Source organism: Streptomyces sp. NPDC059256, assembly GCF_042753785.1.
GTDB lineage: Bacteria > Actinomycetota > Actinomycetes > Streptomycetales > Streptomycetaceae > Streptomyces.
In genome coordinates, this window is the sequence record NZ_JBHYZO010000018.1 from 38,815 (window position 1) to 63,576 (window position 24,762).

Below are 24,762 nucleotides of genomic sequence, written 5' to 3' on the forward strand. Positions count from 1 at the left end.
AGGAGGCCGGACGGATGCCGGAGGGTTCTGCGGTGAAGATCCCGGAACCAGCGGGGCCGGCCCCGAGGCCGGGAGGTCTTAGAGTCGCCCGTCCAGCCAGTCGAAGGTGAACTCGGCGGCGGTTGCGGTTCCGCCGTTTTGACAGTGCAACTGCGCGGTGCTGTCCTCGTCGAAGAGCATGAACTCCTTGGGGCAGGTCAGAGCGTCGTACAACAACTCCGCCTGACCGGTGGAGAATCGTTCCTCTGCACCGTCCATCACCAGGGTCTCGCACTCGATCCCGGCCGCGACGTCGGTGAGATCGCAGGCATCGAACTCCTGGAAGAGCTCGTACGGCGTCGAGGTCCCGTGCTTCCACGCGGAGTCGCGCAGGAACCACTCCGCCAGCGGTGAGTGGGCGGCCATCGACGCGACGGCCCCGTTGAACACCTCGGGCCCGGCAGCCAGCGCGTCGCCGAGCGAATCGGGGAGCCCCGACCGGATGGAGTCGCCCCAGTGCAGAACACCCGGGTTGGCGACGCACACCTTGAGCCGCTTCTCGAAGGCGGCGGCGCGGGGCGCCAGATAACCGCCGAAGCTCAGCCCCATCAGACCGATACGGTCCGGCGCGACTCCGTCGAGGGTGACGGCGACATCCACGATCGGGGTGACGACCTTCTCCCAGTCGTACCGGAACGGCAGATTGTTGAGCCGTAGGGTCAGCCCCTGACCGGGACACTGCACGGACAGGCAGTGGTATCCGCGTCGGATGGCTCCGTCGTAGACCCAGCGGGTGTCCTCCGGCCAGGCGTCCCGGCCCTGGAAGAAGATCAGTAGCGGCGCAGGGCCCTTGGCGACCGGACTGCGGTAGAGGTAGGAGTGCAGAAAGCTGCCCTCGTACGGTATTCGCACGGGCTCCCCGGGATACCCCGACAGCGCCAGATAGCGGTCGTAGCAGTCGTAGCTGTTGATGGCGTTCGCGCGGGTACGGGGGTCCTCCGGGTGGCTGAAGTGCATCAGTGAAGCACGCCAGTAGGTGGAGGCACGGAGATAGGCATCGCCGGCCGTGACGTTCCGCCCGCGCTTTTCCGCGGCTTCGGCGCGCTGCTGGAGCGCATGGGCGCGTTCGCTCCATGCCGCGACCCAGCTTTCCTCGTCGTCGACACGTATCTGACGGGCGACCTCAAGACATTCGCCCAGATCTGACATGCCGAAGAACATCATGCTCAGCTGGTGCTTGATCTGGTCGTCCATTACTTCGCTGGCGATGAACTGGTGTGAGGTCCATCGAGGCCCGGCGATCAGCGGGTTGGGCCATGCTTCGGTATTCGTGGGCAAAGCAGTTCTCCTCATTGACACGGGTCCCGTCAGGACCGCGAGGGCCTTTGGGTCAGACTTCTGAATGAGCTGCCGGTGAATGGGCCGCCGGATTATCGAGGATTCAGCACGGGCGGGGTGCGTCCGGCCCAGGGGCGCGCGGCTTCCAATTGCGCGGCCAGCCGGTACAGCAGTCCCTCGTCGCCGTATGGTCCGATGAAATGGGTTCCGATGGGGATACCGGCCGAATTCCAGTGGAGGGGAACGGACATCGCGGGCTGCCCCGTGATGTTGATCAGCATCGTGAACGGAAGGAAGGCGGCAGCAGCGCGCAGTCCGCGCGTCGGGTCCTCGGGTGTCGAGGTGAAGGATCCGAGCGGCGGCGCGGGCGCGCCCGCAGTGGGCGTCAACCAGACGTCGTACGGCTCTTGGAAGGCGGCCAGCCCGTCGCAGAGCGTCTGCAACTCGGCGAGGGCATCGAAGTACTCGCCCAGTCCGGTGGTCATGGCACGGCCGCCCTGGATCATCGCCCAGGTGCCGGCCTCGAAGTCCTGCTCACGGGCCTGCCGGCCGAGGGTCTGCTCCATCCGCTCCACATCCCAGGCGAACCCGGCCGACGACACCGCGCTGAACGCCTTGGCGATCCCGGCGGCGTCCAGTCGGGGCGTGCCCTCCTCGACATGGTGTCCGAGGCCCTCGCAGAGACGGGCCGCGTCCTCGACCGCCGCCAGACAGTCGGGATGCAGTGGAGAACCGGTGGGTGACTGGCGGCTGAAGACGATCCGCAGCCGCCCCGGGTCACGTCGGGTCTCCTCCAGGTACGGGCGCTCGGGCCGCGGCGCCGTGTAGGGGTCGCCGCGCAGCGGTCCGGCGGTGGCATCGAGCAGGGCGGCGCAGTCCCGCACGCTCAGGGTCACCGCGTGCTCGCTGAGTATGGCGATCCGGGGCGAGAGTCCGGCCTTGCGGCGGGCTGACGAGATCCGGAGCCGGGTCGGCTTCATCCCGAACACCCCGCAGTTCCCGGCCGGAACGCGGATCGACCCCCCGCTGTCACTCGCGTTGGCCATGGGCACCATCCGCACGGCGACGGCCGCAGCCGCACCACCGCTTGACCCGCCCGCCGACAGACCGGTGTCCCAGGGGTTGCGGGTGGGACCGTGCAGTTCGGGTTCGGTGGTGGGCAGAAGTCCGAACTCGGGCAGATTCGTCTTGCCGCACACCACGAGACCGGCGGCTTTGTAGCGGCGGGTGAGTTCGCCGTCGTCGGTGGGCACATAGTCCGCGAGGAATCTGCTCGCGGAGGTCATCGGCACCCCGGCGTATCCGACTCCGCCGCCGTCCTTCAGGAGAAAGGGAACTCCGGTGAACGGCCCTTCGGGTAGCACTCCGGAAGCGGTCGAACGCGCTTCGTCATACATGGTGTGAATGACCGCGTTGATTTCTGGATTGACCTGCTCGATGCGCTCGATAGCGTCTTCCAGAAGATCCTTTGGCGATATCTGTCCGGTACGGATCAACTCCGCCTGACCCAGCGCGTCAAACTCGGATGGTTCGCTCATAAGGCGGCCACTTCTCCCCTACTCGAAAGTAGTTAAGCTCTTTAATCATGGCGGGAGCATAACCCTGGCGTCCCGCGATCACGCAAGGGGGTTGGCAGAGGATTTTTTGCCCTGTGCGGCGGCGCCGAAAGTCGTGCGACACCGCCGCGGGGCACCTTTGCCGACGGACGACCGCGCACCAGTGCGGCCCGGAACGGGCACCTGGGGCTGAAACGAGTCACCCGTCCTTGCCTCCGGCACCGCCCGGGCTGACGGATCAGCCGGCCGTGCGACCGGAAGGCATCCGTCTGCCGCGGCACATCCCGAGGGCGGATGACGGGTGCCGGTTCGATCCGGCAACAGGAGGACGGAGCCACGCGCAGGGCGCCGTACCCCGACCATCGCTCAGGGCGTGGAAGTGCTGGTCGCGGACCTGAAAGCCATCCGGCCCGGGATGCGGCAGCCAAGTGCACCCGTTCGAATCACGGACGCCGGGAGAGTGGCGGGAAGGCCGGGGACCGGGCCCATCGAGCCCGTACCGACCGCTGGGGCAACGCCACTTCCACTCTCCGCCCGCCGTCCGCAGGGCCGTTGGGCCCCGATTGCCTGGCGGTCCCAGACACTCCGCAGCCACGGAGCGGTACAGGTCCGAGATGCAGGTCCGCTGCCGTCAGGTTCCGGACTCGGTGCGCCCGATGGGGAGCGTCGTCAGTAGTGCCCTCGATACCGACACGTGACGCGGATCACGGAGCTGCGCTCGACCGGCGCGGTGGTCGAGCGCAGCTCCGTGCGCTCGACCGGCGCGGTGGTCGCGTTCTTCGCAGCCCCGTCTGAGCGCGTGCCGCCTGAGTGTCTTGGCGTCTTGGTGGTGTCTCTTGGTGTTCCGTGCACGAGGCCCTGCCCAGCGGTGGTCGCGCCATGCGCTCAACGTGCGCTTTGACCTCGATGGTGTGCACTTGGGGTCTTCGTCTGACCGGAGTCGAAGGCCGCCCGGATAGTGGGGTCGACCGCCGGGGGCATGTACTCGGCGGACCGCGCACTCCCGGGAAGTAGAGGTGTCACCCCCATGCCCACCAACGAGGCCATCGCCCGCGCACAGCTCGTGTTCTCCCTCTTCGACGCAGACGGCAACGGCTTCCTTGAGCCCGCCGACTTCGAACTGATGGCTCGCCGGACGGTCGCGGCTCTTCCTGCCGCCGATGACGAGCCCGGGCAGGCTCTGTTCTCCGCGTTCCAACGGTACGGTGACACGCTCGTGGCCGAGTTGGACGCCGACGGTGATGGGCGGATCAGCCCGGAGGAGTTCACTGCGGTCGTGCTCGATCCGCAGCGATTCGACGCAGCCGTCGACGAGTTCGCCAGGGCCCTCGCCGCGATGGGCGATCCGGACGGCGACGGGTTCGTCACCCGACCCGACTTCCTCGCTCTGATGACCGCCATCGGGTTTGAACAGCGCAACATCGGCGAACTGTTCGATGTCTTCGGCCCGGTGGACGGCGACCGCATTCCGGTCTCCGTCTGGGAGGAGGGCATCCGGGACTACTACCGTCCCGACAAGGCCGGCATCGCCGGCGACCGCCTCGTTCCGGTCGCGGCTTCCTGACGAGTCCCCTCACTCGGAACAGCATCGTCCCGACCGCGGGTCGGCCCATTGTGGGGCCGACCGTGGGACCGCGGCACGGGCCATGAGCCGGCGGATGTCCGCGGACGGGTCCAGGACTTCCTGGATATGTGCGCCCTTGCCTCGGTATCTCCGCGGTGGCCCGCGTCGAAGGACTCGTCAGGCCACCGGACGGCGTGCCAGGAAGACGAACTCCTTGCCCGGACGGTCGGGCGCATCGCGGATCTCCTCCACGACGTAGCCCTGTGAAAGCAGGTCCCGCTCGACTTCCTCTCGCTCCCGGAAGCGCAGCGTCGAATCCGATGTCAGGACGTGGCCGTCCGCCGCGAACCGGTAGGTCCAGCGGAAGGTCACCAGGGGCGGGCTCGCATCGATCACCTGGCCCCAGTTCTCGACGGCGCCGACACCCGGGGCCTCCACCACTTCATGGGTGTTCTCGGGAGTCCACTCCTCCCAGGCGCGTCTGGCCGGGTCACGGGTCTCGAAGACCAGAAGGCCGCCGGGGCGTAGTGCCTCGAAGGCACCCCTCAGCGTGTTCTGCCAGGTGTGCGGGTCGTTGATGGCCTGGGCGACGTTCGCCGTCATCGTCGCGAGGTCGACCTGCAACGGGGGGAGGTCCCTCGCGTCACCGCAGATCCAGTGCACTCGCTCACCGCCCGGTTTGGCCCGGGCGACATCGATGGACGCCAGTGCGGGATCGACGCCCACGACCTCCACCCCCCGGTGAGCCAGGAGCAGTGCGAACACTCCGGTGCCGCAGCCGATGTCCAGCACCCGGCGGACCGCACGTTCTTCCGCGATCTGGAGGTAGGCATCCAGATCGCTGCGGTCGGGGTGCAGAGAATCGTAGATCGCAGCGAGCCGTGGGTGCGCAAAACAGTCGTCAGCCATGCGGCGAACGTAGTCGTGGCCGGGCCCGAACAGCCAACGGGTTTCGGTCAACACCCAACAGCAGGCGCCCGCGGCCGGGTCACCGGTCGCGGGCGCTTCATGCTCGTGGCGCAGTCCGAGGGTCAGGGACGCCAGATGCTGAGGTCGTACCGCTGGGTGGTGGCGTTGAAATCGCACGTGTACAGGGACGCCCCGCCCCACGTGGTGAACCACAAGCCGGCATATCCACACTCGCCCAAGGTGGCGTAGTCACCCCGTGCCGACCAACTCGTGGGGCCGATCGCCGATGTGGCCGATGCGGTCTGGGGTGCTGCTTGGGCCATCGGAGCCGCCATGAGTCCGGCACCGGCCAGGGCCGCCGCGACGGCCATGGTGGCGAACACCTTGCGAACAGACATGAGGTTGAGCCCCTCCCTCGTCGTCTTCGCCGTCGGGGTCCCTGCCCCGGTGGCGAAAAGAAGAGTGTCCCTGTACATCGCATGAATCAACGGGAAGCGCATATTCCCATGACGGATTGGCTGATATGCGGATATTCCGGCTGATAATAGGCCAGGCATTCGAAGATGGCGGGGGCTTACTCGTGTAGCCGATGTTCCTGCCGGATCCCCAGCCATATGACGGCAGGCCAGAGGGGTTCGGTTCCGGATAGGTCCGGACCACTGCGGACAGGGGCCCGGACCGGGTCGCCCAGGGCCCCACGGAAAGGCACCCAACCGCTCGACCTCGTAAGCGTGCAGGGTGGCCAAAGGCAGTTGATGGTGGGCGGCCACTCAGGGGGCCGCCCACCATCGACCGGCCGCCCCCCATCGACCGGTCAGTCCGAAGCGACATCCCGCCGGAGTGGCCGGCGTTCACATCGATCGATCGCGTCGAGGGTCGGCTAGACGGCCAGAGCCTCGGGAGCATGGGGATGGTCGGCTGACCGGTGCTGGAAGGAGAGGATCTTCGGGTTCTGGATGACGCCGTCCCGAATCTCGATGGCCTTCTTGACCGTGACGTCGTCGTCCCATGCCTCGGGGCCGCTCATGACCTTGCGGAGGTAGGGAAGGAGCGCCTCACTGATTTCCCAGGTGGCGGAGTGCCACAGGTGGGAGGGGCTGTGATCCACCCCGTAGTAGTGGCAGCCCGATCCCACCATGTGCATCGGCTCGCCGAAGGTGGTCGGACGGGCCCATTCGAAACCCATGCCCTCGTCGCAGGAGACATCGACGAAGAAGGTGCCCGGCCGGAACAGCGCGAGTTCCTCATTGTTGACGAACATCAGGGGCGCGTCGGTGTCCTGCATCACGCAGTTGACGATGACGTCGAACCCTGCCAGGTACTCCGCCAGTGGTACCGAACCGGCAGGGGTGAAGGCCCGCAGACGGGATGGGTCGTCCTCCTGTGCCCCGAAGTGGCCCATCACCACCGAGGGCATCGGCGAAGCCACTGCGGCTGCTGCGCGCTGGGTCAGCACCGTGACATCGGATACTCCCATGGCGCCCAGGCCCGTGACGGCTCCACGGGCCGTGGCCCCGAAGCTTATGACCGCCGCGCGCAGGCGGCGCCCGTAGCTGCCCGTCAAGCCACCGAGTTGAAGGGCGTGCAACACCGAGCAGTAACCGGCGAGCTCATTGTTCTTGTGGAAGACATGGACACTGAAGGCGCCTGTGGAGGTCCAGTGGTTCATGGCCTCCCAGGCGATCAGGGTCAGCCGTCGGTCGATCGCCATCTGCGTCATCTTCGCGTCCTGCACGCAGTGCGGCCATCCCCAGAGCACTTGACCCTCGCGCAGTTCGGCGATGCCGTCGTGCATGGGCTTCGGCAGCAGCATGATGTCGCACTCAGCGAGGAGCTGTTCGCGAGAACGCAGGCCGGCCACGAGCGGTCTCAGCGCGTCATCGGCGACGCCGAACCGCTGGCCGTAGCCCTCTTCGAGGAAGATCCTCTCGCGTACGTCCGGGGCGATCCTGTTGAGGTGGCCGGGGTGCAGCGGCAACCGGAACTCATTCTCCTTGTGCGAGGAGGCGAGCACTCCGAGACTCATCAAACTCATGTGGGGCGGCTCTTTTCCGGCCGGGCGCGTCGCGCTCCGGCATTGCCGTTCCCCGAGGGCGACGCCGAAACGGATGACGGCGTGCGAGGTGCGCTCGGTAGCGCCACCGTACTCCCATCTCGATGGTGGAGGGCGCGCTGGACGCTCGCGCGTGCGCGCGGAGGAGTCGCGGTTCCAGCTCTGCCCGGTCCGGGTGTTCAGACGATCGTTCCTGGTCACCGGGGCATGTGCGTCGTAGTGCACCGCGCCGTGGGACCCTCCGTCGAATCGAGCTGGGACGCGTGAATCAGGGGCGGCCCGTCACCCCGGATCCACGCGACAGATGTACGGCGGCGAGCCCGCACGGCGTCCGCGAGTCCGTGGGCTGCACGGGGGCGAAGTCGATGCCGTCGCCGACGCCGAACATCGACGGGACGGACACGCCGTGCCACGCCTGACGGGGATTCCCCGGCTGGGAGCGGGCTGCCGAAAGATCGACCCGAAGAACCTGGAATACCCAAGGGGGGTATATTGCTTCTTCGAACGAACATACCCCCCTCCGGTATAGGAGAACGCTGTGTCGACCCCTGCTGCACCACCCAGTCCGCGCCGCTGGACGGCGCTCGCCCTCATCGCCCTGGCCCAGTTCACGGTCATCATGGACACGTCCATCATTGGTGTGGCACTCCCCAAGATGCAGATCGACCTGGGCTTCTCCCAGGAGGACCTGTCCTGGGTGTTCAACGCCTACGTCATCGCCTTCGGCGGGCTGCTCCTGCTCGGCGGACGACTGTCCGATCTGTTCGGCGCCAGACGGATCTTCATCGCCGGCTGGACCGTCCTCGCCGGGGGCTCCCTGGTCGCCGGTCTCGCCCCCTCGGTCTGGACCGAACTGACGGGCCGCGCCCTCCAGGGCGTCGGCGCTGCGCTGATAGCCCCATCCGCCCTGACCCTGCTGATGATGCTCTTCGGCTCCCGCCCCAAGGAGCTGACCAAGGCGCTGGCCCTGTACGGCGCCGCGGCACCGGCCGGCGGCACCGCGGGGGTCTTCCTCGGCGGCGTCATCACCGAGTACGCCAGCTGGCCCTGGGTGTTCTACATCAACATCCCGATCGCCCTGATCGTGCTGGCCGCGGTCCCGAGCGTCATGCCCTCGGCCCCGGTACGCCGTGGCTCCATCGACCTCGCAGGAGCGGCCACCGTCACCGCGGGACTGGCCACCGCCGTCTTCGCCGTCGTCCGCGCCCCCGAAATCGGCTGGGGCTCAGCTCAGACCTGGCTCGTGCTGTTGGCCGGCGTGGCCCTGATCGGCGCGTTCATCGCCATCCAGTCCAAGCGCCGTGAGCCGCTGATGCGTCTGGGAATCTGGCGCGCACCCAATCTGGCCGGAGCGAACATCGCGCAGCTGCTGATGGCCGCCGCATGGATCCCGATGTGGTTCTTCCTCAACCTCTACCTCCAGCAGGTGCTGGGACTGGGCGCCTTCGCCTCCGGAGCGGCCCTGCTGCCCATGACGGTCGCCATCATGATCATGATGATCGTCCTGGCGCCCCGTCTGATGGCCCGTTTCGGCACCAAGCCGCTGATCGTCACGGGTCTGCTGGCCCTCGCCGCCGGCATGCTGTGGCTGTCCTTCGCCCGGGCGGACGGCACCTTCTGGGTCGACGTCCTGCCCGCCTCACTGCTGGCCGCCGTGGGCATGTCGCTGGCCTTCATCCCCTCCCTCGGCACCGCGCTGTCCAGCGCGCGTCCCGAGGAAGGCGGCCTCGCCTCCGGCATCGTCAACACCAGCTACCAGGTCGGATCCGCTCTCGGCCTGGCCGCGATGACAGCCGTGGCATCGGCGTACGGCGCCCGTGAACTCGGCGACCCCGGTGCGCTCACCGACGGGTTCTCCGCGGCCTTCCTCGGTGCAGCGGCCCTCGCCGCCGTCGGCGCACTCGCATCACTGCTCACCCTCCGCACCGCCCCCGACCGCAAGGAGCAGCCCGCCAGGGCGGACGCGGCCTGACAACCCGCGACCGTCGATCCCACCCTCACCCCAATGTGCCGTCTGGCCGGGCCACTTGCCCGACCAGACGGCATATGTGCTTCAGGAACTGGCCGCGGGCCCGCCGATACACCGGCTGCCCGGTCTGGGTGCCGCCACTCGATGAGGCGATCACCGTGCGCTGGCATATGCCACTGCAACACGATACTGCACAGAATTGAGCAGAATACTGCACAGCCAGCTCCCCGAGGCGACCGTCTCACTGGACACCTAGCAAGACCGCATAGCACATTTTGTCTTCCTTGACTGGTTATCCCGTTGTGGAGTTCAAGGATACGAAGAGAGGTTGCACAACTCTTGACAGGAATACTGCACGTGCGTGCACCATAACGCACATCACATTCGGTGCTCACACAATCGTGTGGAGGTCCTCGCTGTGACAGACAACAGAGTGCGCGCCCGGGAGAGACGGGCTCGCCGCTCCCCCCGGTCAAGAACCGCCCGTACAGCCGGGGGTGCGCTCCTCGCAACCGCACTGACCGTCACCCTTGCCGCTTGCAGCGGCACAGCCGACGAAGGCGCGACCAACACCAAGAAGGCCGGGAGCGGACCGTCCGGAACGCTGCGCTTCGGCACCAATCAACAGTTCAGCGACTGGGATCCGGTCACCAAGCAGAACAGCACCTTCACTTCGCTGGTCTATGAGTCGCTGCTCGGTATCGCCCCGGACGGCTTCACCCTCAAGCCCCAACTCGCCACCGAGTGGAAGCAGACCCCGCTACGGGTTGATTTCACGCTCCGCTCCGGAGTCCTCTTCCACGACGGCACCCCCTTCAACGCGGAGGCCGTCGTCAAGAACCTGGAGCGGGTGAAGAGCACTCCCAGTCAGTACCGGAACCAGCTCTCAGCCATCAAGTCGATCACAGCGGTCGACGACACCCACGTACGCATCGACCTCCTCAAACCGTCACCCAGCCTGGTCAACAATCTGGCGCGGTTCGCGATGTACATGATCTCCCCGAAGTCGCTGGAAGCGGGCGACTGGAAGACCACGGGCGTCGGTACGGGCCCATGGAAATTCGATGCGAAGGCGTCCACCAAGGGGTTGCGCACGGTCGTCACCGCCTTCGACAAGTACTACGACAAGAAGTCCGTCGGCCCCGCGCGCATCGAGGTCACCCAGATCAACGACCCCGACAGTCTCTACAACGCACTGAGCGCGGGACAGCTCGACGTCGTCTGGGCGAGCCCGCCGCTGGCGGAGCGTGCCGAGAAGGAAGGCTTCAAGTCCCTCTCGTTCCCGTCCGTGCTCTGGCACCTCCAGATGTACGACACGAAGACGGTGTTCAAGGACAAGAAGTTCCGGCAGGCGGTGTGTCACGCGATGAACCCGCAGGACTATCTGGATGCCGCGCTCGGTGGCAAGGGCAAGATCATGAACCAACGGATACCGGAGGGCCAGCCCGGTCACAACCCGTCGCTGAAGGGCTATCCCCACGATCTGGCGAAGGCCAAGAAGCTGATGTCCGAGCTCGGTGGCGGGAAGCGCTCGTTCACACTGATCAGCTATGACTCCCAGCGGACCGTCGCAGAGCTGTTCCGCAGCCATATGGCGAAGGTCGGGGTCGACGTGAAGCTCGAACTGCCCAACTTCGCGCAGTTCTTGAGCACGTTCCAGAGCGGTGAGTACCCGGCATCGATCCTCTCCGACGGCTCGCGCTCCGGCGCCGACGACTACTACAACCGCAAGTTCGCTCCTGACGCCGCGGGCAACCCGCTGAGAATCCCCTATCCGCAGGTCGCAGCAGCCGCCGCAGAAGGATTGGCCGCCAAGACACCCCAGGCACAGGACGCCGCCTGGCAGAAGATGTCGAAGATCATCGACGAAGAGGCCCTGGACTGCGCCTACTTCGACTACTCAGGATTCTGGGCCTACAACCCGAAGAAGATCCAGAACATCGTCTCCACCACCGGTGACGTGGCCGTGTTCCGCTACAAGGAAGCCAGGCCCCAGGGCTGACCGAGTTCAGCCCCACACCGTCGAGGCTGTCCGACCTCGGCGCCGCGCTCGCAGTTCACTCCGGACCCACCCGGGTGTCCCCCGCGCCGCCCCTTCCGGGCCTCCTGCTCGCATCCCCACAACAGCCGTGGGACCACCGAGTTCGCACACCTGTTGTCGCCAGACCACTCGTCCCCGCGCACGACCTGCGCAGATCTGCGTGCCGCCATCCTCTCTCCCAGGGAGTCAACCATGTCCGAAGCCAACGCCAACGAGCCCAAACTGCTCATCAAAGGCGCGACCGTCCTCACCATGGACCCAACCCTCGGTGATCTCACCACCGGTGACATCCTGATCGTCGGCGACCGCATCGCCGCCGTTGAATCCGAGCTGGTCGACCCGGACGCCGAGGTGATCGATGCCCGCGGGATGATCGCCATCCCCGGTCTGATCGACACTCATATGCACGCCTGGCAGACGCCCTTGAAGGGGCTGCACGCGACCGGTTGGACCTTCGACGAGTACCAGGCCCGCGTCTTCTACCTACGGGAACACTTCGGAGTCGAGGACATCCACGACGCCACCCTCGCGGGCTCCATCGAGATGCTCGACGCAGGAGTCACCGGCGTCCTCGACTTCTGCCACAACGTGATGTCGCCCGAGCACGCCGATTCAGCCCTGCGCGCCCACCGCGCCACCGGGCAGCGCACCCTGTGGGCCTACGGCATGCTCGGCAGCTTCGATGCCTCGCCGGGAGACCAAGCCTGGCGGATCGACCACATCCGCGCGCTCCGCAAGGAGACCGGTGACGACGGGCTGTTGCGCGTCGGCATGGCACTGGCCTCGATCGAGCGCAGCAGCATGGATCAGATAGCCAAGGAGATCGGGCTCGCCCGTGAGCTGGGCATGCAGATGACCGTGCACCAGAACCCGGCCGGTCAGATCCGTGCCCTGCACGACGCCGGGCTGCTGGGGGCCGACATCGTCCCGGCACACGGCAACGCCGCCGACAACGAGGAACTGGAGATGATCGCGGCCTGCGGCGGCGGCATCTCCTTCACCCCCGAGTGCGAGTTCGCCGGTGGCCGTTCCATGACCGTCCTGAACCGGGCCCACCGGGCCGGGGTGGCCTCCAGCCTCGGCGTCGACACCCCGGCCCGGGTGCCGATCGACCTGTTCAACGCCATGCGCCTCACGTTCATGCTGATGCGCAGCGTCGACGCATTCGACGAGCGCGAGGCCGGCCGCTACCCGTTGGTCCGACGCCCCGGAACCCCGATGGTCGAGCCGCGTCACATGTTGGAGTACGCCACCGTGAACGCGGCACGCGCCATCGGGCTCGGCGACGACCTCGGCCGGCTCGCCCCCCGGCAGCTCGCCGACGTCGTCCTGATCAACCCGGAGCCGTACGGGGTCTCCCTGGGCGATCCCGCCAACCATGTGGTCCTGCGGACACAACCCCGTGATGTGGACACGGTCATCGTCGGCGGGGTCATCCGCAAGCGGGACGGCAAACTGACGGACCTGGACCGTGTCGAGGCAGGCGCCGCAACCCGCAGGGTCCGTGAGCGGATCTTCGCCGCAGCGGAGTCCTCGGCATAGTGCGCCGGTACATGAGGTAGGTTCACCGTCCCCAACGGGGTTGGTCATCGCGCGGGTTCGCCACCGGCTCGGTCCTCGCTGCCATCCGGCCCGGTCATGGCCTGCGATGCCGACGGGACGGTTCAGAAGGGCACGACGCTTCGGGCAGTGGGCTCCCACTCCGAGGCCCGCCTCGGTCACAGGACCACGTTCCTGCTGGGCACCGGCCCGACAGGAACGTGGTCCCGCCCCGGACGGCAGGGAACGGTGGCCGAGCCGGTGGGGCGCGAGCTCAGCCCCGCAGTTCCAACTCGGGATATCCGGCACCATCGGCACCAGCGAAGTAGCTTCCGCCGAGGTCGCCGGCGTGGCTGCGCTTCGACACGATGGTCACGACGCGGTACGTGCCGGCGTCCAGCGGCGGGAGGGTGTAGTTCAGACCCACCTTCGTGATCACACCGCGTCCGCCCTTGATGCCGTTGACCTTCACGATCTCGCCGGACGGTCCGCTCACCCGTCCCACGAGCGCGATGTCCTGGCTTCGGTTCTGCCCGGTGTTGTGAATGACCAGGCGCTGCTTGACCAGTTGTCCCGGCTCGGACCCGCCCGTGACCCTGCCGGTGAACTGGAGGCTACCGCTGGGCCCGGGGACCGGGGCCGCCGCCTCGTTCACCGTGTTCAGCTTCAGGATGTTGTTGAAGTAGAACGTGTCCTGGTACACCCGGTTGTCGTACGGCCCCTCGCTGACCTCGAAGTTCGAGCCGAGGAGCGTCCCACCGCCATCGCTTCCGACCTTCGCTTCGACGGTCACACGCTTGGCCTCCCCGGGCGCTATCGGGTCCATGCGGACGGAGCCCCGGATGGGAAGGCCGTTGTAGGTCCGATCGGTGGAGCCTGCCGGCAGCCGCACGTCCAGATACGGCGCCGCGGCCTCCGAACCGTTGTTGGTGACGGTCAGACGGTAGATGACCTTGGTGCCGGGGATCGCCCGGTCCGGCGCGAAACCCGTGATGTTCATGTCGGTGGTCGGCAGGTGCGGCAGGGTGGCGCCGGCATGGGCCGCGCCCGCCGGGGCCACGAGGGCGGCGGCTCCCAGTGCGGTGACGACGGCGGCGGAAGCGAGGCGTCTCATGGATGATCTCCTGTTCGGTCGAACATGCGGGACGGCCGACCCCTGGGGAAGGGCCGGAGCCCGCCCGTTCGGTGTCCTGCGCGGTGATCACATCTTGTTCCGCCGCCTCGTGCGTGGCGATTACCCCAGAGGTAATCGCCGTTGACGAATCCACCGAGCAGGTCGAGCGCGCGTGCCACCCCGAGTTCCCCACCGTACGTATCGACGCACGTCACAACCCGCCCCGGGCTGGTGGGGGAAGCCCTCGGCCGCCCACCCGTACAGGCGTACACAAATGGGATCGACGCGGCCGTGCGCGGGGCGGTAGTTGGTTTCCCCGGTGCCTTCTCCCGCTGTGCCGTTCTACGCCGTCTTCTTGAGTGAGGTGAGGTGGGCGAAGACGACGACGTTGGCGGAGTATCCGGTCTTCTTGTTGAAACGGCCGCCGCACGTCAGCAGTCGGAGCTCTGGACGCGTGGTCGATCCGTACACCTTGTCGTTGGGAAACTCGCTCTTCTTGTAGGTCTTGACGTCGTCGACGGTGAACACCGCGGTCTGCCGGTCCGCGCGTGCGACGTTCACGGTGTCGCCACGCCTCAGGGCGTTGAGGTTGAGGAAGATGGCGGGTCCCGTCCTGGTGTCCCGGTGGCCGACGATCAGGGCCGTTCCCGCCTCTCCCGGGGAGGGGCCGCTCTGGTACCAGCCCGCGAGCTTCGGCTTGCTCAGCGGGGGTGCGCCGAGCCGGCCCTTGGCATCGAGCCCGACGCCGATGAGCGGTGCCTCGATCACGATGGCGGGGACGGCCAACTTCACGGGTCGGGAGGACGGCAGCGGTGTGTGGGACGCCGGGACATTCTTCGGCGGTGGTTGCGGGGCCCTGCGGAAGGGCGGCGGCGCGCCGCCCGCAGCGTCGGAGCTGCGGGCGGCGGTGGGGGGCGGCGGCGCGGGTGAGTCTCCGCTCGCCCAGACGACGCCCGTCACCAGGGAGGAGACCGCGCACAACGTCATGGTGAGACGGCATGCGCGGCTCGGTCCCCGACGCCGCGGCCGGCAGAGGTTGCTATGCCTCGCCACGGGAGCGGCGGCGTGCTGCCCTGCGGGCGATGACCAGCCCGGCGACGCCGGCCGCGCCGACTGCCAGGGCCGTGGTGGTTCCGGTGTGGGAGGTGCTTGACGAGGCGGCGTTCTCCATTACGGGTACGCCCCCTCCACCCGCGGGTACGGGACCGGACGGCTTCTCGTAGGTTGCCTCGGCCTTCGTCGTCTCGGTCTTCGTCGTCTCGGCCTGGGTTGACTCGGCCTTCTTGCTCTCGTCGCAGTGGACCACGAAGGTCTTCTGCTTGGTCACGCCGCTGGGTGCCGTCCACTGCAGTTGGTACGTGCCGTTGGGGAGGATGTACTGGCCGCTGCGGGCCTCGCCCCGCGAGAGAGCCAGGTTCCCCGTCAGGCTGTCGCCCGGAGGGGTCGTGGGCGGGCGGGAGGTGATCGTCCAGGCGATCGAGGGGAGCGTTTCGAAGTCGTCCGCGACGATTTTGAACTTGCAGACTGCATCGGCGCGTTGGCTGGCGCCCCAGGAGGAGGGAGAGGACAGGACGGTGAGGTCGCCGCTGTCCCCCGGGGCTGCGAATGCGGCGGAAGCCCCGGCCAGGGTGAAACCGGCGGCGAGCGCGACGGCCACCGCGGTACCCGTGCGGGAGCGGACGGAAGCGGGGATGGGCATGCTGGCTCCTTCAAGCCGAGATGATTGTCGTACTAATCACGTGACCGTCCAAGAGATGCATGAGCTGTCAGAAAGCGTGGCGTGAAACGCCGGCGAGATGGCAGAAATCCCCTGACTAGCGGACAGACGAACACCGGTCGCCCAGAACCGTCCCGATCACCCAGGCGGCGCCGCACAGCACGCCGGATCGAGCAGGGGTCCATGACACTGCTGCCGGTCACACCGCCATGCCGACGGTTCCCTCCGGCCCCGGACGAACCTGGCGCAGGAAGCCGGCGCAGGTCGCTCCGGATGGTTCGACTCGGTGCGGCGCGTACGAGGGGTCGCACCCGGGCCGCCCGGTGGCTCCCACCCTCGGTGAAGCGGACACGGCCGAGGTCAGGTAGCGACCACACGGTCGCCATGGCCCGCGCATGTACCCGGTCCGCGGGCGACGCCACGCGGGAACAGCGCGGACACGGTCCCCTGCCCCGGCCTTCGCCGACTCCCCCGGGGCCGCCAAGAGCGTTCCGGTTCACCTGGGTCGACGGGGGCTGTTGGGTCGGGTGTCACGGGCGCTTGAGGTAGTTCGGGCAGCCATGGTCGAGTGATACGGGTTGAGGGCGTTGTCCGTACTGATGGGGCATCGATTCGCTATCGAGCGGAAATTGCCGTCAGCACCTCCCCTGAGGATATTGTTATGCAAAGTCCGACGTTGCAAACAGAAGCAGATTGCTGGCAGGGTAGAGGCTCTGTGAAGAGCGGGAGCATGACCGGAGTGAAGCAATGCAGGGAGGTATCGGCCTTGTTCGACGTGGTGCCGCGTGAAGACGTGGTAGCGGCGTCCCTGTTCCGGGCCGGTCCCGCGGTTGTCGGGGCGTACGTCCCTACTGCAACGCGACCGGGTGTCCGGTCGGGACATGGCGATCAGGGTGCACTCCCGGTACGACCGGCCGGTGCGGACCGGTGTCGGCTCGTCCGTGAGGACGGAGATGCCCCGGTGGCCGTGCGACCCGGCTCGTGTGGCACTCCCCCGGTTCGGAAGGGGTCGAGGGCAGTCCGGTGACCGAAGTTGACGGAAAGCCTGCCACAGCCCGCAACAACTCCGCCTCTCTGCGGCGGGCGCTGACGATCCTGCTCCATCTGGGAGAGGACGGCCGCGGGCGGGGCGCCACGCTCACGGAACTCACCTCGGGCCTGAGCATGAACAAGAGCACGGTGCTGCGTCTGCTGGCACCCCTGTGCGAGGTGCGGCTGATCGAGCAGGACATGCGGACCGGCCGCTACCGGCTCGGATCGCGGACCGCGCAGTTGGGCCATGTGTATCTGGACGGTCTGGACCTGCGGGACACGGCCCATGACGTGCTGGAGCGATTGGTGTCCGACACGGGCGAGACGTCGTATCTGGTGATCCCCGATCTGCCGGACGTCGTCTATGTGGACAAGATCGAGAGTCCGCAGGCGGTGCGGATGCACTCCCCCGTCGGAAGCCGTAGGCCGGCCTACTGCACCGGTGTGGGCAAGGCCCTGCTGGCCCACACCGACGTCGAAGCGGTGGACGCGGCACTCGCGCACGGCATGCCCCGGCGCACCCCGCACACCCTCGCCACTCCCGAGGCGCTGCACACCGACCTGGCCGTGATCCGCTCGCGCGGCTATGCGGTGGACGACATGGAGAACGAGCCGGACGTACGTTGCGTCGCGGCACCGGTGTTCGACCACGCGGGCGCTGCGGTCTGCGCGGTCAGTGTGTCGGGGCCCGCCACCCGCATCACTACCGAGCGGGTCCCCGTACTCGGATCACTGGTGTCCGCTGCCGCAGCTGAGATCTCGCAGAGGCTCGGAGCGGCCCGCTGAGCGTCGTGTCGACGCCCTACCGGCCGCTCCCCTGCCTCCGCGCGTAGGGTCAGGGCGTCGGATCAGGAAACCCTTCGCGCGATGCGATCGTGATAGCGCAGGGCCGAGACAGTGCCGTCGGGCTCTCGGACGAACGAGGCCGCGTCGCCGAGCGGGCTGCCGTCGGGCCCCAGCGCAACAAGGGTGTCCGGCGGGGACAACACCAGGCGGTCGGGGGAATCGAGCGCTATGACGTACTGGTTCGGCCCCGCTGGCGCCTGGTTCGCGATGACCCTCATCTCCCCGTCGAACCGGCCCCTAACGAGGGTGATCGTGCCGTAGAAGCCGCAGTCGTAGGTCCCGTCCAGGGCATCGGCCAACTCAGGGCTGACCGGACTCACAGCGCGAGCGGGTGTTTCCCCGAACGCCTCGGTGAGGATCAGCTGCTCGATGTCCTCGGCCACGCCCCATCCGTCCAGCGAGTTCGTCAGAACGGTGTAGGCGAGCTCGCGAGAAGGGATCAGGACCAGACGGGACGCATAGCCGATGGTGAGCCCGTCGTGGGACATGGTGGGGCTGCCCGCGCGGTCTTCGAGCATCCAGGCGAGCCCGATGTCACGGCCCGCGCTCCCGCGATGGGCCTGGATCCGGAAGAGTCCGCTGGGTGCCGCGGGTGAGGTGACGTGGGACGCGTAACGCATGAGGTCGCGTGCCGTGCTGAGGACACCGCCGCCGGGCACGTCCCAGCCCGGGAGCTGCCAGTGCCGCTGCCACCCCTGGTCGATGAGCAGGGTGGGACGGCCTTCGGCGTCGCGGCCGTGCGGTGCGGCAACCCGACGGGTCACCACCTGGTCGGCACTGGTGAACGTGCCCGACATGCCGGCCGGGTCGAGGACCTCGTCCTGGAGAACGTCCGTGTAGTGGCGACCGGTGACGCGTTCCACCACGGCGGCGGCCACCATGATGCCCGGACCGCTGTAGGAGTAGTCCGTCCCCGGAGCGAACAGCAGCGGTCGACGGACGAAGTGCACCAGTGACGCCTGGACGGAGTCGTCCGCGTGGTCGGCGAGCAGGTTCGGGGCATCGGCGATCATGTTCTGCGCATCGATGCCCGAGGTGTGGGTGATCAGGTGCCGCAGTGTGATCCGCTCGTCGATGCCGGCCCCGGGGAACAGCGGCGCCACGGGGCCGTCCAGTTCTACCTGACCACGGTCGACGAGGCGCCCGATGATGAATCCGAGCAGGGTCTTGGAGATCGAGCCGACCTGGAAGATCGTGTCGGGATCCACCGGGAGGTTGTGTGCGGTGTTGGTGCTGCCGTAGCCGAGCAGGGTGGTCTCGCCGCCGGCCAGGATGCCCACCGCGGCACCCGGCACCCCGTGCCGGGAGAGGATTTCGGGGACGTGGTCGTCGAGGAGGGTGGTGAAGTCGGACACGGTGATGTCTCTCCTGCGAGGTGCTGGTCGCGGGCCGGGAGTCAGGCGCCGGCCGCGGTACGGGTGTGAGGGTCGAGCCGGTCGCGCAGGACGTCGCCGAGCAGGTTGAACGCGAGGACGAGGACCACGAACGCGATCGACGGGAACGCCACGACCCAGGGATCGGTGAGCAGGTACTGCTGGGACGACGAGATCATGCTGCCGTAGTCGGCGTCGGGCGGACGGACGCCGAAGCCGAGGAAGCTCAGTGCCGCGTAAGCCCCTTCCGCGGTGGAGAGGTTGATCGCGGTCATGATGACGAGCGGGGAGGCGATGTTGGGCAGGATGTGTCGGAACACGATCCACAGCCTGCCGCGTCCGCACAACCGGGCGGCGTCGACGAAAGCGCGCTGTGCGATCTCGATCGTCGAGCCTCGGGCGATACGGGCGAAGCGTGGGATGGTCACGATGCCGATGGCAAGCGAGGCGTTGATCAGACCGCTTCCCATCATCGCGATCACAAGGATGGCGAGGAGGTACTCGGGGATCGCGAACAACAGATCGACGAGTCGGGACAGCACACCGTCCCAGAGGCGCCCGAGGAAGCCGGCCGCGATCCCGATCGTGGTACCGATCAACAGCGCGAACAGCACCGCGTAGGTCGCGGACAGCAGGGCGGGGCGGGCTGCGGCGATGATCCGCGAGAACTGGTCGCGTCCCAACGCATCGGTCCCCAGCCAGTGGTCCGACGACGGTGAGGACAACCGTGGACCGGCGTTGACCTCGTTCGGTCCGTACGGCACGAGGAACAGGCCGAAGGCCGCCAGGAAGATGTAGCCGAGGATGAGGAAGACGGCGATGTTGGCGACGATGCCGCGCAGCGGCCAGCGGAAGGAGCGCTTTCGCACGGGAGGTGGTGTGGTGGTCGGGGAAGGGCGGGGATGAGCCGAGATGGTCACGCTGACTCCCGTTTCCTAGGTGTGGATGATGCGTCGGTCGACGAACGGCAGCGCGATGTCGACGAGCAGGTTGCCGAGGATGAAGGTGCCGGCGATGACGAGCGCTTGCGCGGTGAGTTGGGAGAAGTCCCGGTTCGAGATGGAGTCGAGTACTCCGCGCCCCAGTCCTGGCAGGCTGAAGATCTCCTCGACGATGAACAGGCCGCCGACGAGGAACCCGAAGATGAATCCGATCAGGGTGAGCACCGGGGGCAGGGCGGCGCGGAGGGCGTAGACATAGCGGATGCGCCACTCCGCGATGCCATTGGTGCGTGCCGTGGTGATGTGTGGCTGGGCGAGGACCTCGATCATCGACGAGCGGGTCATCTGTGCCACGAGCGGCGCGGTGGGGATGCCGACCGCGAGTGCCGGGAGCAGCATGGTCTGGAGGTTTCCGACGGCGCTCTCGGAGAACGGGATGTAGCTCGCCGAGTACAGGTTCGTCAGGTACTGCGCCGCCAGGTAGAGGGCGGCTGAGCCGGAGACGAATCCGGGAAAGGCGAACACGATGAGCAGGGGGATGCGGATGCCCCAGTCGATGCCCTTGCCCGAGTGGGTGGCGGCGACGACTCCGACCGGGAGCCCGATGGCGACCGCGATGACCAGCCCGATGAGCGCAAGTTCCAGGGAGATCGGCGCTTGTTGGGCTATCACGTCGAGGTTGTTCTGACCTGAGATGGGTGACACTCCGAAGTCGCCGCGAAGGGCGCCCCAGAGCCAGTCCAGGTACTGGCGGAAGATGGGCTGGTCCAGCCCGAGGTCGCGTTCGATGGCGGCGATGGTCTCGGGAGACGCCTTGGCCCCGGCGATCACCGATGCGGCGCTGCCCGGTACGAGGCCGCGGCCCGCGAAGAACACCAGTGCCGAGAGCGCCAACAGGACACCGGCGGCGCCGGTGAGCTTCTTGGCCAGGTAGAGGATCACAGCTCTCCTCCGATTTCTGCCGCGCCAGTGGTGACGGCGCCGGTGTGTGAGGCCGGGTTCAGTGTGAGTTCACCGGGTCGGTGGCAGCGCACCCGGTGGCCGTTGGACACTTCCGTCAGTTCGGGGGCGACTTGGACGCACCTCTCGTCGGCGATCGGGCAGCGCGGTGCGAAGCGACAGCCCGGCGGGGGGTTGACCGCGCTCGGCGGCTCCCCTCGCAGAACGATGCGCTCAATGCCCTCCTCGCCTTGGAAGATGCCGGGTTCGGTCGAGCGGAGGGCGACGGCGTACGGATGGAGCAGCCCCCGGTCGAACGCCTCGGACGGTGCTTCCTCCACGATCTGTCCGAGGTACATGACCGCCATCGAGTGGCTGACCTGTCGCACTGCGCGCAGGTCGTGCGAGATGAACACGTACGCGGTGCCGGTTTCGCGCTGGAGCCGTTCCAGCAGGTCGAGCACCTGGGCCTGGAGCGAGGCGTCCAGTGAGCTCACCGCTTCGTCGAGCAGGATGAGATCGGGGCGGGCGATCAGCGCACGTGCGATGCACACGCGCTGTTGTTGGCCGCCGGACAACTGGTGGGGGTAGCGGGAGCCGAGTTCGAGTGGCAGACCGACCGAGGCGAAGGCTTCGTCGATGCGCCGCTCCCGTTCGTCCTTCGCGACGCCGCCGAGTGCCTCGGCGACGCTGGCCCGTGCGGTCATACGGGGGTCCAGTGCGCTGGCGGGGTCCTGGAAGACCGCCTGCACCTTGCCGTTGGCTCCGGCGGTGATGTCGCGGAGTTCGGTGCCGACCCGTACCGAACCCGATGTCGGTGTGTCGAGCCCGGTGATCAGTCGCCCGAGTGTGGACTTTCCACACCCCGACTCGCCGACCAGACCGAGGGTGCGTCCGGCCCGCAGTCGCACGCTGATGCCGTCCACCGCGTGGACCTGGGGGCGTTCGCCCCGCAGGCTGGTGCGTCGCATCCGGAAGTGTTTGAACGCCTCGTGGACATCGAGCACCACGTCCTGCCGGTCCGCGGTTGCCTCGGGCAGTGTCTGCTTCCCGGTCATGTCACCATCTCGCTCGGTCTGGCACCGTCACCGTCACCGTCACCGTCACCCGCGACCCTGCCGCGGGCTGCGGCGATGAGGGAGCGGGTGTAGGGGTGGGTGGGGCGGGTCAGCACTTCGGACGCCGCACCCCTCTCGACGATCTCGCCGCCGTACATCACCATCACGGTGGTGCACAGTTCGGCGACCACACCGATGTCGTGCGAGATCAGCAGGAGGGTCATGTCCGCCTCGGCCACCCGCTCCCGCAGCAGTTCGACGACCTGCGCCTGGACGGTGACGTCCAGAGCGGTGGTGGGTTCGTCGGCGATCAGCAGGTCGGGGCGGTTGAGCAGCGCCATGGCGATCATGACCCGCTGTCGCATGCCTCCCGACAACTCGTGCGGGTAGTTGCGCCGCTTGACCGCCGCATCACCGATGCCGACCCGGTGCAGTGCCTCCTCGACGATCTCCGTTCGCTCCTGACGGCTGAGCGAGCGGTGTGCGGACAGGACATCGGACATCTGGCGCCCGATGGTGAAGACCGGGTTGAGGTTTCCCAGTGGGTCCTGGGGAACGCGTGACATCCGGGTGCTGCGCAGGCCCCGGAGTTCGGAGGGCTTGAGGGCGGTCAGATCGTGGCCGTCGAGGTCGACGCGTCCCGTGACCGCGGCCGAGGCCGGCAGCAGCCGCAGAACGGCCGCCGCCAGCGTCGACTTCCCGGACCCCGACTCGCCCACCAGCCCGACACGATCGCCGGGGCGGAGGACGAAGGAGACGTCGTTCACCGCGGGTGGTTGGGTCCGGCCGTAGCGCACGGTGAGTCCTTCGATCACGAGCAGCGGGTCCTGTGCGCCCGCCGCGCGGGTCGCGCCGCCGGGGGCGCGACCCGCTACCGGGGTGCTAGCCACGGCTCACCCGGGCCAGGAACGCCCGACTCTGACTGGCCGGCAGATCGACTCCGGTCAGCCCCTTCTGGTGGGCGACCAGCAGGTTGGTGGCGAGCAGTGTGACGGTGGGGTAGACGTTCTCGGCCTCCCACTGTTGTACGGCGACGAGCGCCTTCTCGTAGGCGGTCGGGTCGGCGGCGCGCAGGGCGTCGTCGAGCAGCTTCTTCAGCTCCGGCGGGACCGGTCCCTGGCGTCCTTCGGCCGGGGCCACGTACTGGTACGGGTTCGAGTAGTAGGACTGGGCGTTCCAGCTGAGGGCGTACTTGGCCTTGACCAGCCGGTCGCCCCATGAACCGCCTTCCAGCGGCTCAAGCTTGATCTTGATGCCGACCTTCGCCAACTGGGCCTGGACGGCGGCCATCAGGTCGTTGGTGCCGGGGTCGTAGGCGGCGATGTACATCAGTGAGGTGGAGAAGCCCTTGGGGAAGCCGGCTTCCTTGAGGAGCTGCTTGGCCTTGGCGAGGTCCGGTGTCGAGTTCGGCACCTCGGCGGGCTTGGGGGCCCAGGCGTTGCTCTCGGGTATGTACACGCTGGGTCGGGCGCCGCCACCGCTGTACGCCTGCTCGGCGAGGGCGTTGCGGTCGAGCGCCAGGGCGAGTGCCTGACGGACCTTCACATTGTCGAGGGGCTTGGTGAGGTTGTTGACCTGGAGGAAGATCGTGGAGTCCGTCGGAACGTTCTTGACCTCCACCTTGTCGGAGCCGGCCAGGGACTTCCCACTCGATGCGGCGGTGAAGATCAGGTCGACCGCACCGGCCTGGAGGTTGTTGACCTGTGTCGAGGCGCCCGGGACGTAGACCACCTTGAGCTGCCCGGACTTCGTCTTCTCGCCCCAGTAGTCGTCGAACCGCTTCAGCTTCAACTCGCTGTTGGGGCGGTACGAGTCCTGCTTCCACGGCCCGGTGCCGACCATGCGGGTCGCCATGTTGTCCGAGGTGGCGGCCTTCTTGCTCATCACGGCACAGCCCCACACCAGAGGGTTCGCCATGTTGCTGACGAATCCGGCATCGGGACGGGTGAGGTGGAAGACGACGGCCGAGTCGCCGGACGCGACGGCCTTGTCGAACGTGGGGAACAGCTCCTTGGCGATCCCGTCAGGACTCTTCTTCAACCGGTCGAACGTGTAGGCCACGTCGGCGCTGGTCAGCTTCTCGCCGTTTTGGAATGTGACGTCCTTCCTGAGGTCGAAGGTGTAGGTGAGCCCGTCGGGAGACCGCTTGTAGCCGGTGGCCAGCTCCGGCTCGATCTTCCCTTCGGGGGTGGTGGTCATCAGGCACTGGTAGGACAGCTGCCAGGCGAACCGGTCGGCGTAGAGCGCCGAGCCCTGCGGGTCGAGCGTCGAGGGTGCCGCGGTCTCGGCCACGGTGATGCCCTTGGAGGAGGACCCTCCGCTAGGCGGCGGGGAGCAGCCCGCTGCGACCGCGGCAGTCGCACAGGCCGCGAGGGCCGCTGCTGAGCGGAAGGCATAGCCGTGTTGCTTCTTCATCTGAACCTCTTCTGAAAGGGTCTGCGTCTTTCCGGTCCGGCCGCACAGCCTTTGACGGATCGCAAGACATGAGGTCTGCAATGCAATCCAGCGGAATGCATTGCAGAATGCTGACCGACGCTTCATAGTGCTGTCAAGGCTCGGTTCGAACACGAAGGAGGCGTATCGACGACACCCTCCGCAGCCCCGACACCCAGGGAGGAACGCAGAGTTCCGCCGTCCTCCCGCGCGGGTGATTCCGGGCGGAGCCCCGGCCTCAACGCACCGTTCCCGCAGGGCGGTCCCGCCTCGCGACGGCAGATCCCACCACCACTCCCGCAAGGGCTCCGGCCATTGCTCCCGGAGCGGTGGCCAGGCAGTTCTGCGTCGTACGGGGAAG

The 24,762-nt window shown here is 67.6% G+C and carries 19 protein-coding genes; 5 read left to right on the forward strand and 14 right to left on the reverse strand.

Annotated features, from left to right (window positions below; all coding sequences use genetic code 11):
• Nucleotides 1-78: 78 nt before the first annotated feature.
• The gene (locus ACFXJL_RS27290) at nt 79-1,317 is read right to left on the reverse strand and encodes an alpha/beta hydrolase family protein (RefSeq protein ID WP_384641234.1); all 1,239 of its coding nucleotides are present in this window, start codon (nt 1,315-1,317) and stop codon (nt 79-81) included.
• Between the two features lie 92 nt (nt 1,318-1,409).
• On the reverse strand, nt 1,410-2,855 hold the full coding sequence (locus ACFXJL_RS27295) for an amidase (protein ID WP_384696690.1): 1,446 nt from the start codon (nt 2,853-2,855) through the stop codon (nt 1,410-1,412).
• 1,045 nt (nt 2,856-3,900) lie between these two features.
• On the opposite strand from ACFXJL_RS27295, the gene ACFXJL_RS27300 reads away from it, so the two are divergent.
• On the forward strand, nt 3,901-4,437 hold the full coding sequence (locus tag ACFXJL_RS27300; RefSeq protein WP_358878087.1) for an EF-hand domain-containing protein: 537 nt from the start codon (nt 3,901-3,903) through the stop codon (nt 4,435-4,437).
• Between the two features lie 177 nt (nt 4,438-4,614).
• Here the strand turns inward: ACFXJL_RS27300 and ACFXJL_RS27305 are convergent, their stop codons facing one another.
• From ACFXJL_RS27305 to ACFXJL_RS27315, 3 genes are all read right to left on the reverse strand, one after another.
• Nucleotides 4,615-5,346 carry a class I SAM-dependent methyltransferase gene (locus tag ACFXJL_RS27305; RefSeq protein ID WP_384641242.1) on the reverse strand — a complete coding sequence of 244 codons (732 nt, stop codon included), beginning with the start codon at nt 5,344-5,346 and terminating at the stop codon, nt 4,615-4,617.
• A gap of 122 nt (nt 5,347-5,468) precedes the next feature.
• Nucleotides 5,469-5,744 (reverse strand): hypothetical protein, encoded by a 276-nt coding sequence (locus ACFXJL_RS27310; protein ID WP_384696694.1) that lies wholly within the window; start codon nt 5,742-5,744, stop codon nt 5,469-5,471.
• Between the two features lie 482 nt (nt 5,745-6,226).
• Nucleotides 6,227-7,381, reverse strand: a complete 1,155-nt coding sequence (locus ACFXJL_RS27315) for a N(5)-(carboxyethyl)ornithine synthase (protein WP_384696697.1) — start codon at nt 7,379-7,381, stop codon at nt 6,227-6,229.
• A 556-nt stretch (nt 7,382-7,937) separates the two neighbouring features.
• Between ACFXJL_RS27315 and ACFXJL_RS27320 the strand changes: the two genes are divergently transcribed.
• The 3 genes from ACFXJL_RS27320 to ACFXJL_RS27330 all read left to right on the forward strand — a co-directional run bounded on the left by ACFXJL_RS27320 (nt 7,938) and on the right by ACFXJL_RS27330 (nt 12,951).
• Complete coding sequence (locus ACFXJL_RS27320) at nt 7,938-9,371, forward strand: MFS transporter (RefSeq protein ID WP_384696700.1); 1,434 nt, start codon at nt 7,938-7,940, stop codon at nt 9,369-9,371.
• 415 nt (nt 9,372-9,786) lie between these two features.
• Nucleotides 9,787-11,370, forward strand: coding sequence for an ABC transporter substrate-binding protein (locus tag ACFXJL_RS27325; protein ID WP_384696703.1), 1,584 nt, complete (start codon nt 9,787-9,789; stop codon nt 11,368-11,370).
• Nucleotides 11,371-11,601: 231 nt separating this feature from the next.
• Entirely contained in the window at nt 11,602-12,951 is a 1,350-nt protein-coding gene (locus ACFXJL_RS27330; protein WP_358878093.1) for an amidohydrolase family protein, read from the forward strand.
• 271 nt (nt 12,952-13,222) lie between these two features.
• Here ACFXJL_RS27330 and ACFXJL_RS27335 read toward each other — a convergent pair whose 3' ends face one another.
• The 3 genes from ACFXJL_RS27335 to ACFXJL_RS27345 form a co-directional block, all read right to left on the reverse strand.
• On the reverse strand, nt 13,223-14,062 hold the full coding sequence (locus ACFXJL_RS27335; protein ID WP_384641253.1) for a hypothetical protein: 840 nt from the start codon (nt 14,060-14,062) through the stop codon (nt 13,223-13,225).
• Nucleotides 14,063-14,404: 342 nt separating this feature from the next.
• On the reverse strand, nt 14,405-15,049 hold the full coding sequence (locus ACFXJL_RS27340) for a class F sortase (protein WP_384696708.1): 645 nt from the start codon (nt 15,047-15,049) through the stop codon (nt 14,405-14,407).
• A gap of 52 nt (nt 15,050-15,101) precedes the next feature.
• Nucleotides 15,102-15,761, reverse strand: coding sequence for a hypothetical protein (locus tag ACFXJL_RS27345; RefSeq protein ID WP_384696710.1), 660 nt, complete (start codon nt 15,759-15,761; stop codon nt 15,102-15,104).
• Nucleotides 15,762-16,802: 1,041 nt separating this feature from the next.
• On the opposite strand from ACFXJL_RS27345, the gene ACFXJL_RS27350 reads away from it, so the two are divergent.
• Entirely contained in the window at nt 16,803-17,597 is a 795-nt protein-coding gene (locus ACFXJL_RS27350; RefSeq protein WP_384641262.1) for an IclR family transcriptional regulator, read from the forward strand.
• 62 nt (nt 17,598-17,659) lie between these two features.
• Here the strand turns inward: ACFXJL_RS27350 and ACFXJL_RS27355 are convergent, their stop codons facing one another.
• The 6 genes from ACFXJL_RS27355 to ACFXJL_RS27380 form a co-directional block, all read right to left on the reverse strand.
• A complete protein-coding gene (locus ACFXJL_RS27355; protein ID WP_384696712.1) occupies nt 17,660-19,012 on the reverse strand; it encodes a serine hydrolase domain-containing protein in 1,353 nt (450 codons plus the stop codon).
• Nucleotides 19,013-19,053: 41 nt separating this feature from the next.
• Nucleotides 19,054-19,899, reverse strand: coding sequence for an ABC transporter permease (locus ACFXJL_RS27360; protein ID WP_358878099.1), 846 nt, complete (start codon nt 19,897-19,899; stop codon nt 19,054-19,056).
• Nucleotides 19,900-19,965: 66 nt separating this feature from the next.
• A complete protein-coding gene (locus tag ACFXJL_RS27365) occupies nt 19,966-20,913 on the reverse strand; it encodes an ABC transporter permease (protein WP_384696715.1) in 948 nt (315 codons plus the stop codon).
• Nucleotides 20,910-21,968 carry an oligopeptide/dipeptide ABC transporter ATP-binding protein gene (locus tag ACFXJL_RS27370; protein WP_384696717.1) on the reverse strand — a complete coding sequence of 353 codons (1,059 nt, stop codon included), beginning with the start codon at nt 21,966-21,968 and terminating at the stop codon, nt 20,910-20,912. The genes ACFXJL_RS27365 and ACFXJL_RS27370 overlap by 4 nt, the downstream gene beginning before the upstream one ends.
• Nucleotides 21,965-22,858, reverse strand: coding sequence for an ABC transporter ATP-binding protein (locus ACFXJL_RS27375; protein WP_384696719.1), 894 nt, complete (start codon nt 22,856-22,858; stop codon nt 21,965-21,967). Before ACFXJL_RS27375 ends, ACFXJL_RS27370 begins: the two co-directional genes overlap by 4 nt.
• A complete protein-coding gene (locus ACFXJL_RS27380) occupies nt 22,851-24,383 on the reverse strand; it encodes an ABC transporter substrate-binding protein (protein WP_384696721.1) in 1,533 nt (510 codons plus the stop codon). Before ACFXJL_RS27380 ends, ACFXJL_RS27375 begins: the two co-directional genes overlap by 8 nt.
• Nucleotides 24,384-24,762 lie beyond the last annotated feature (379 nt).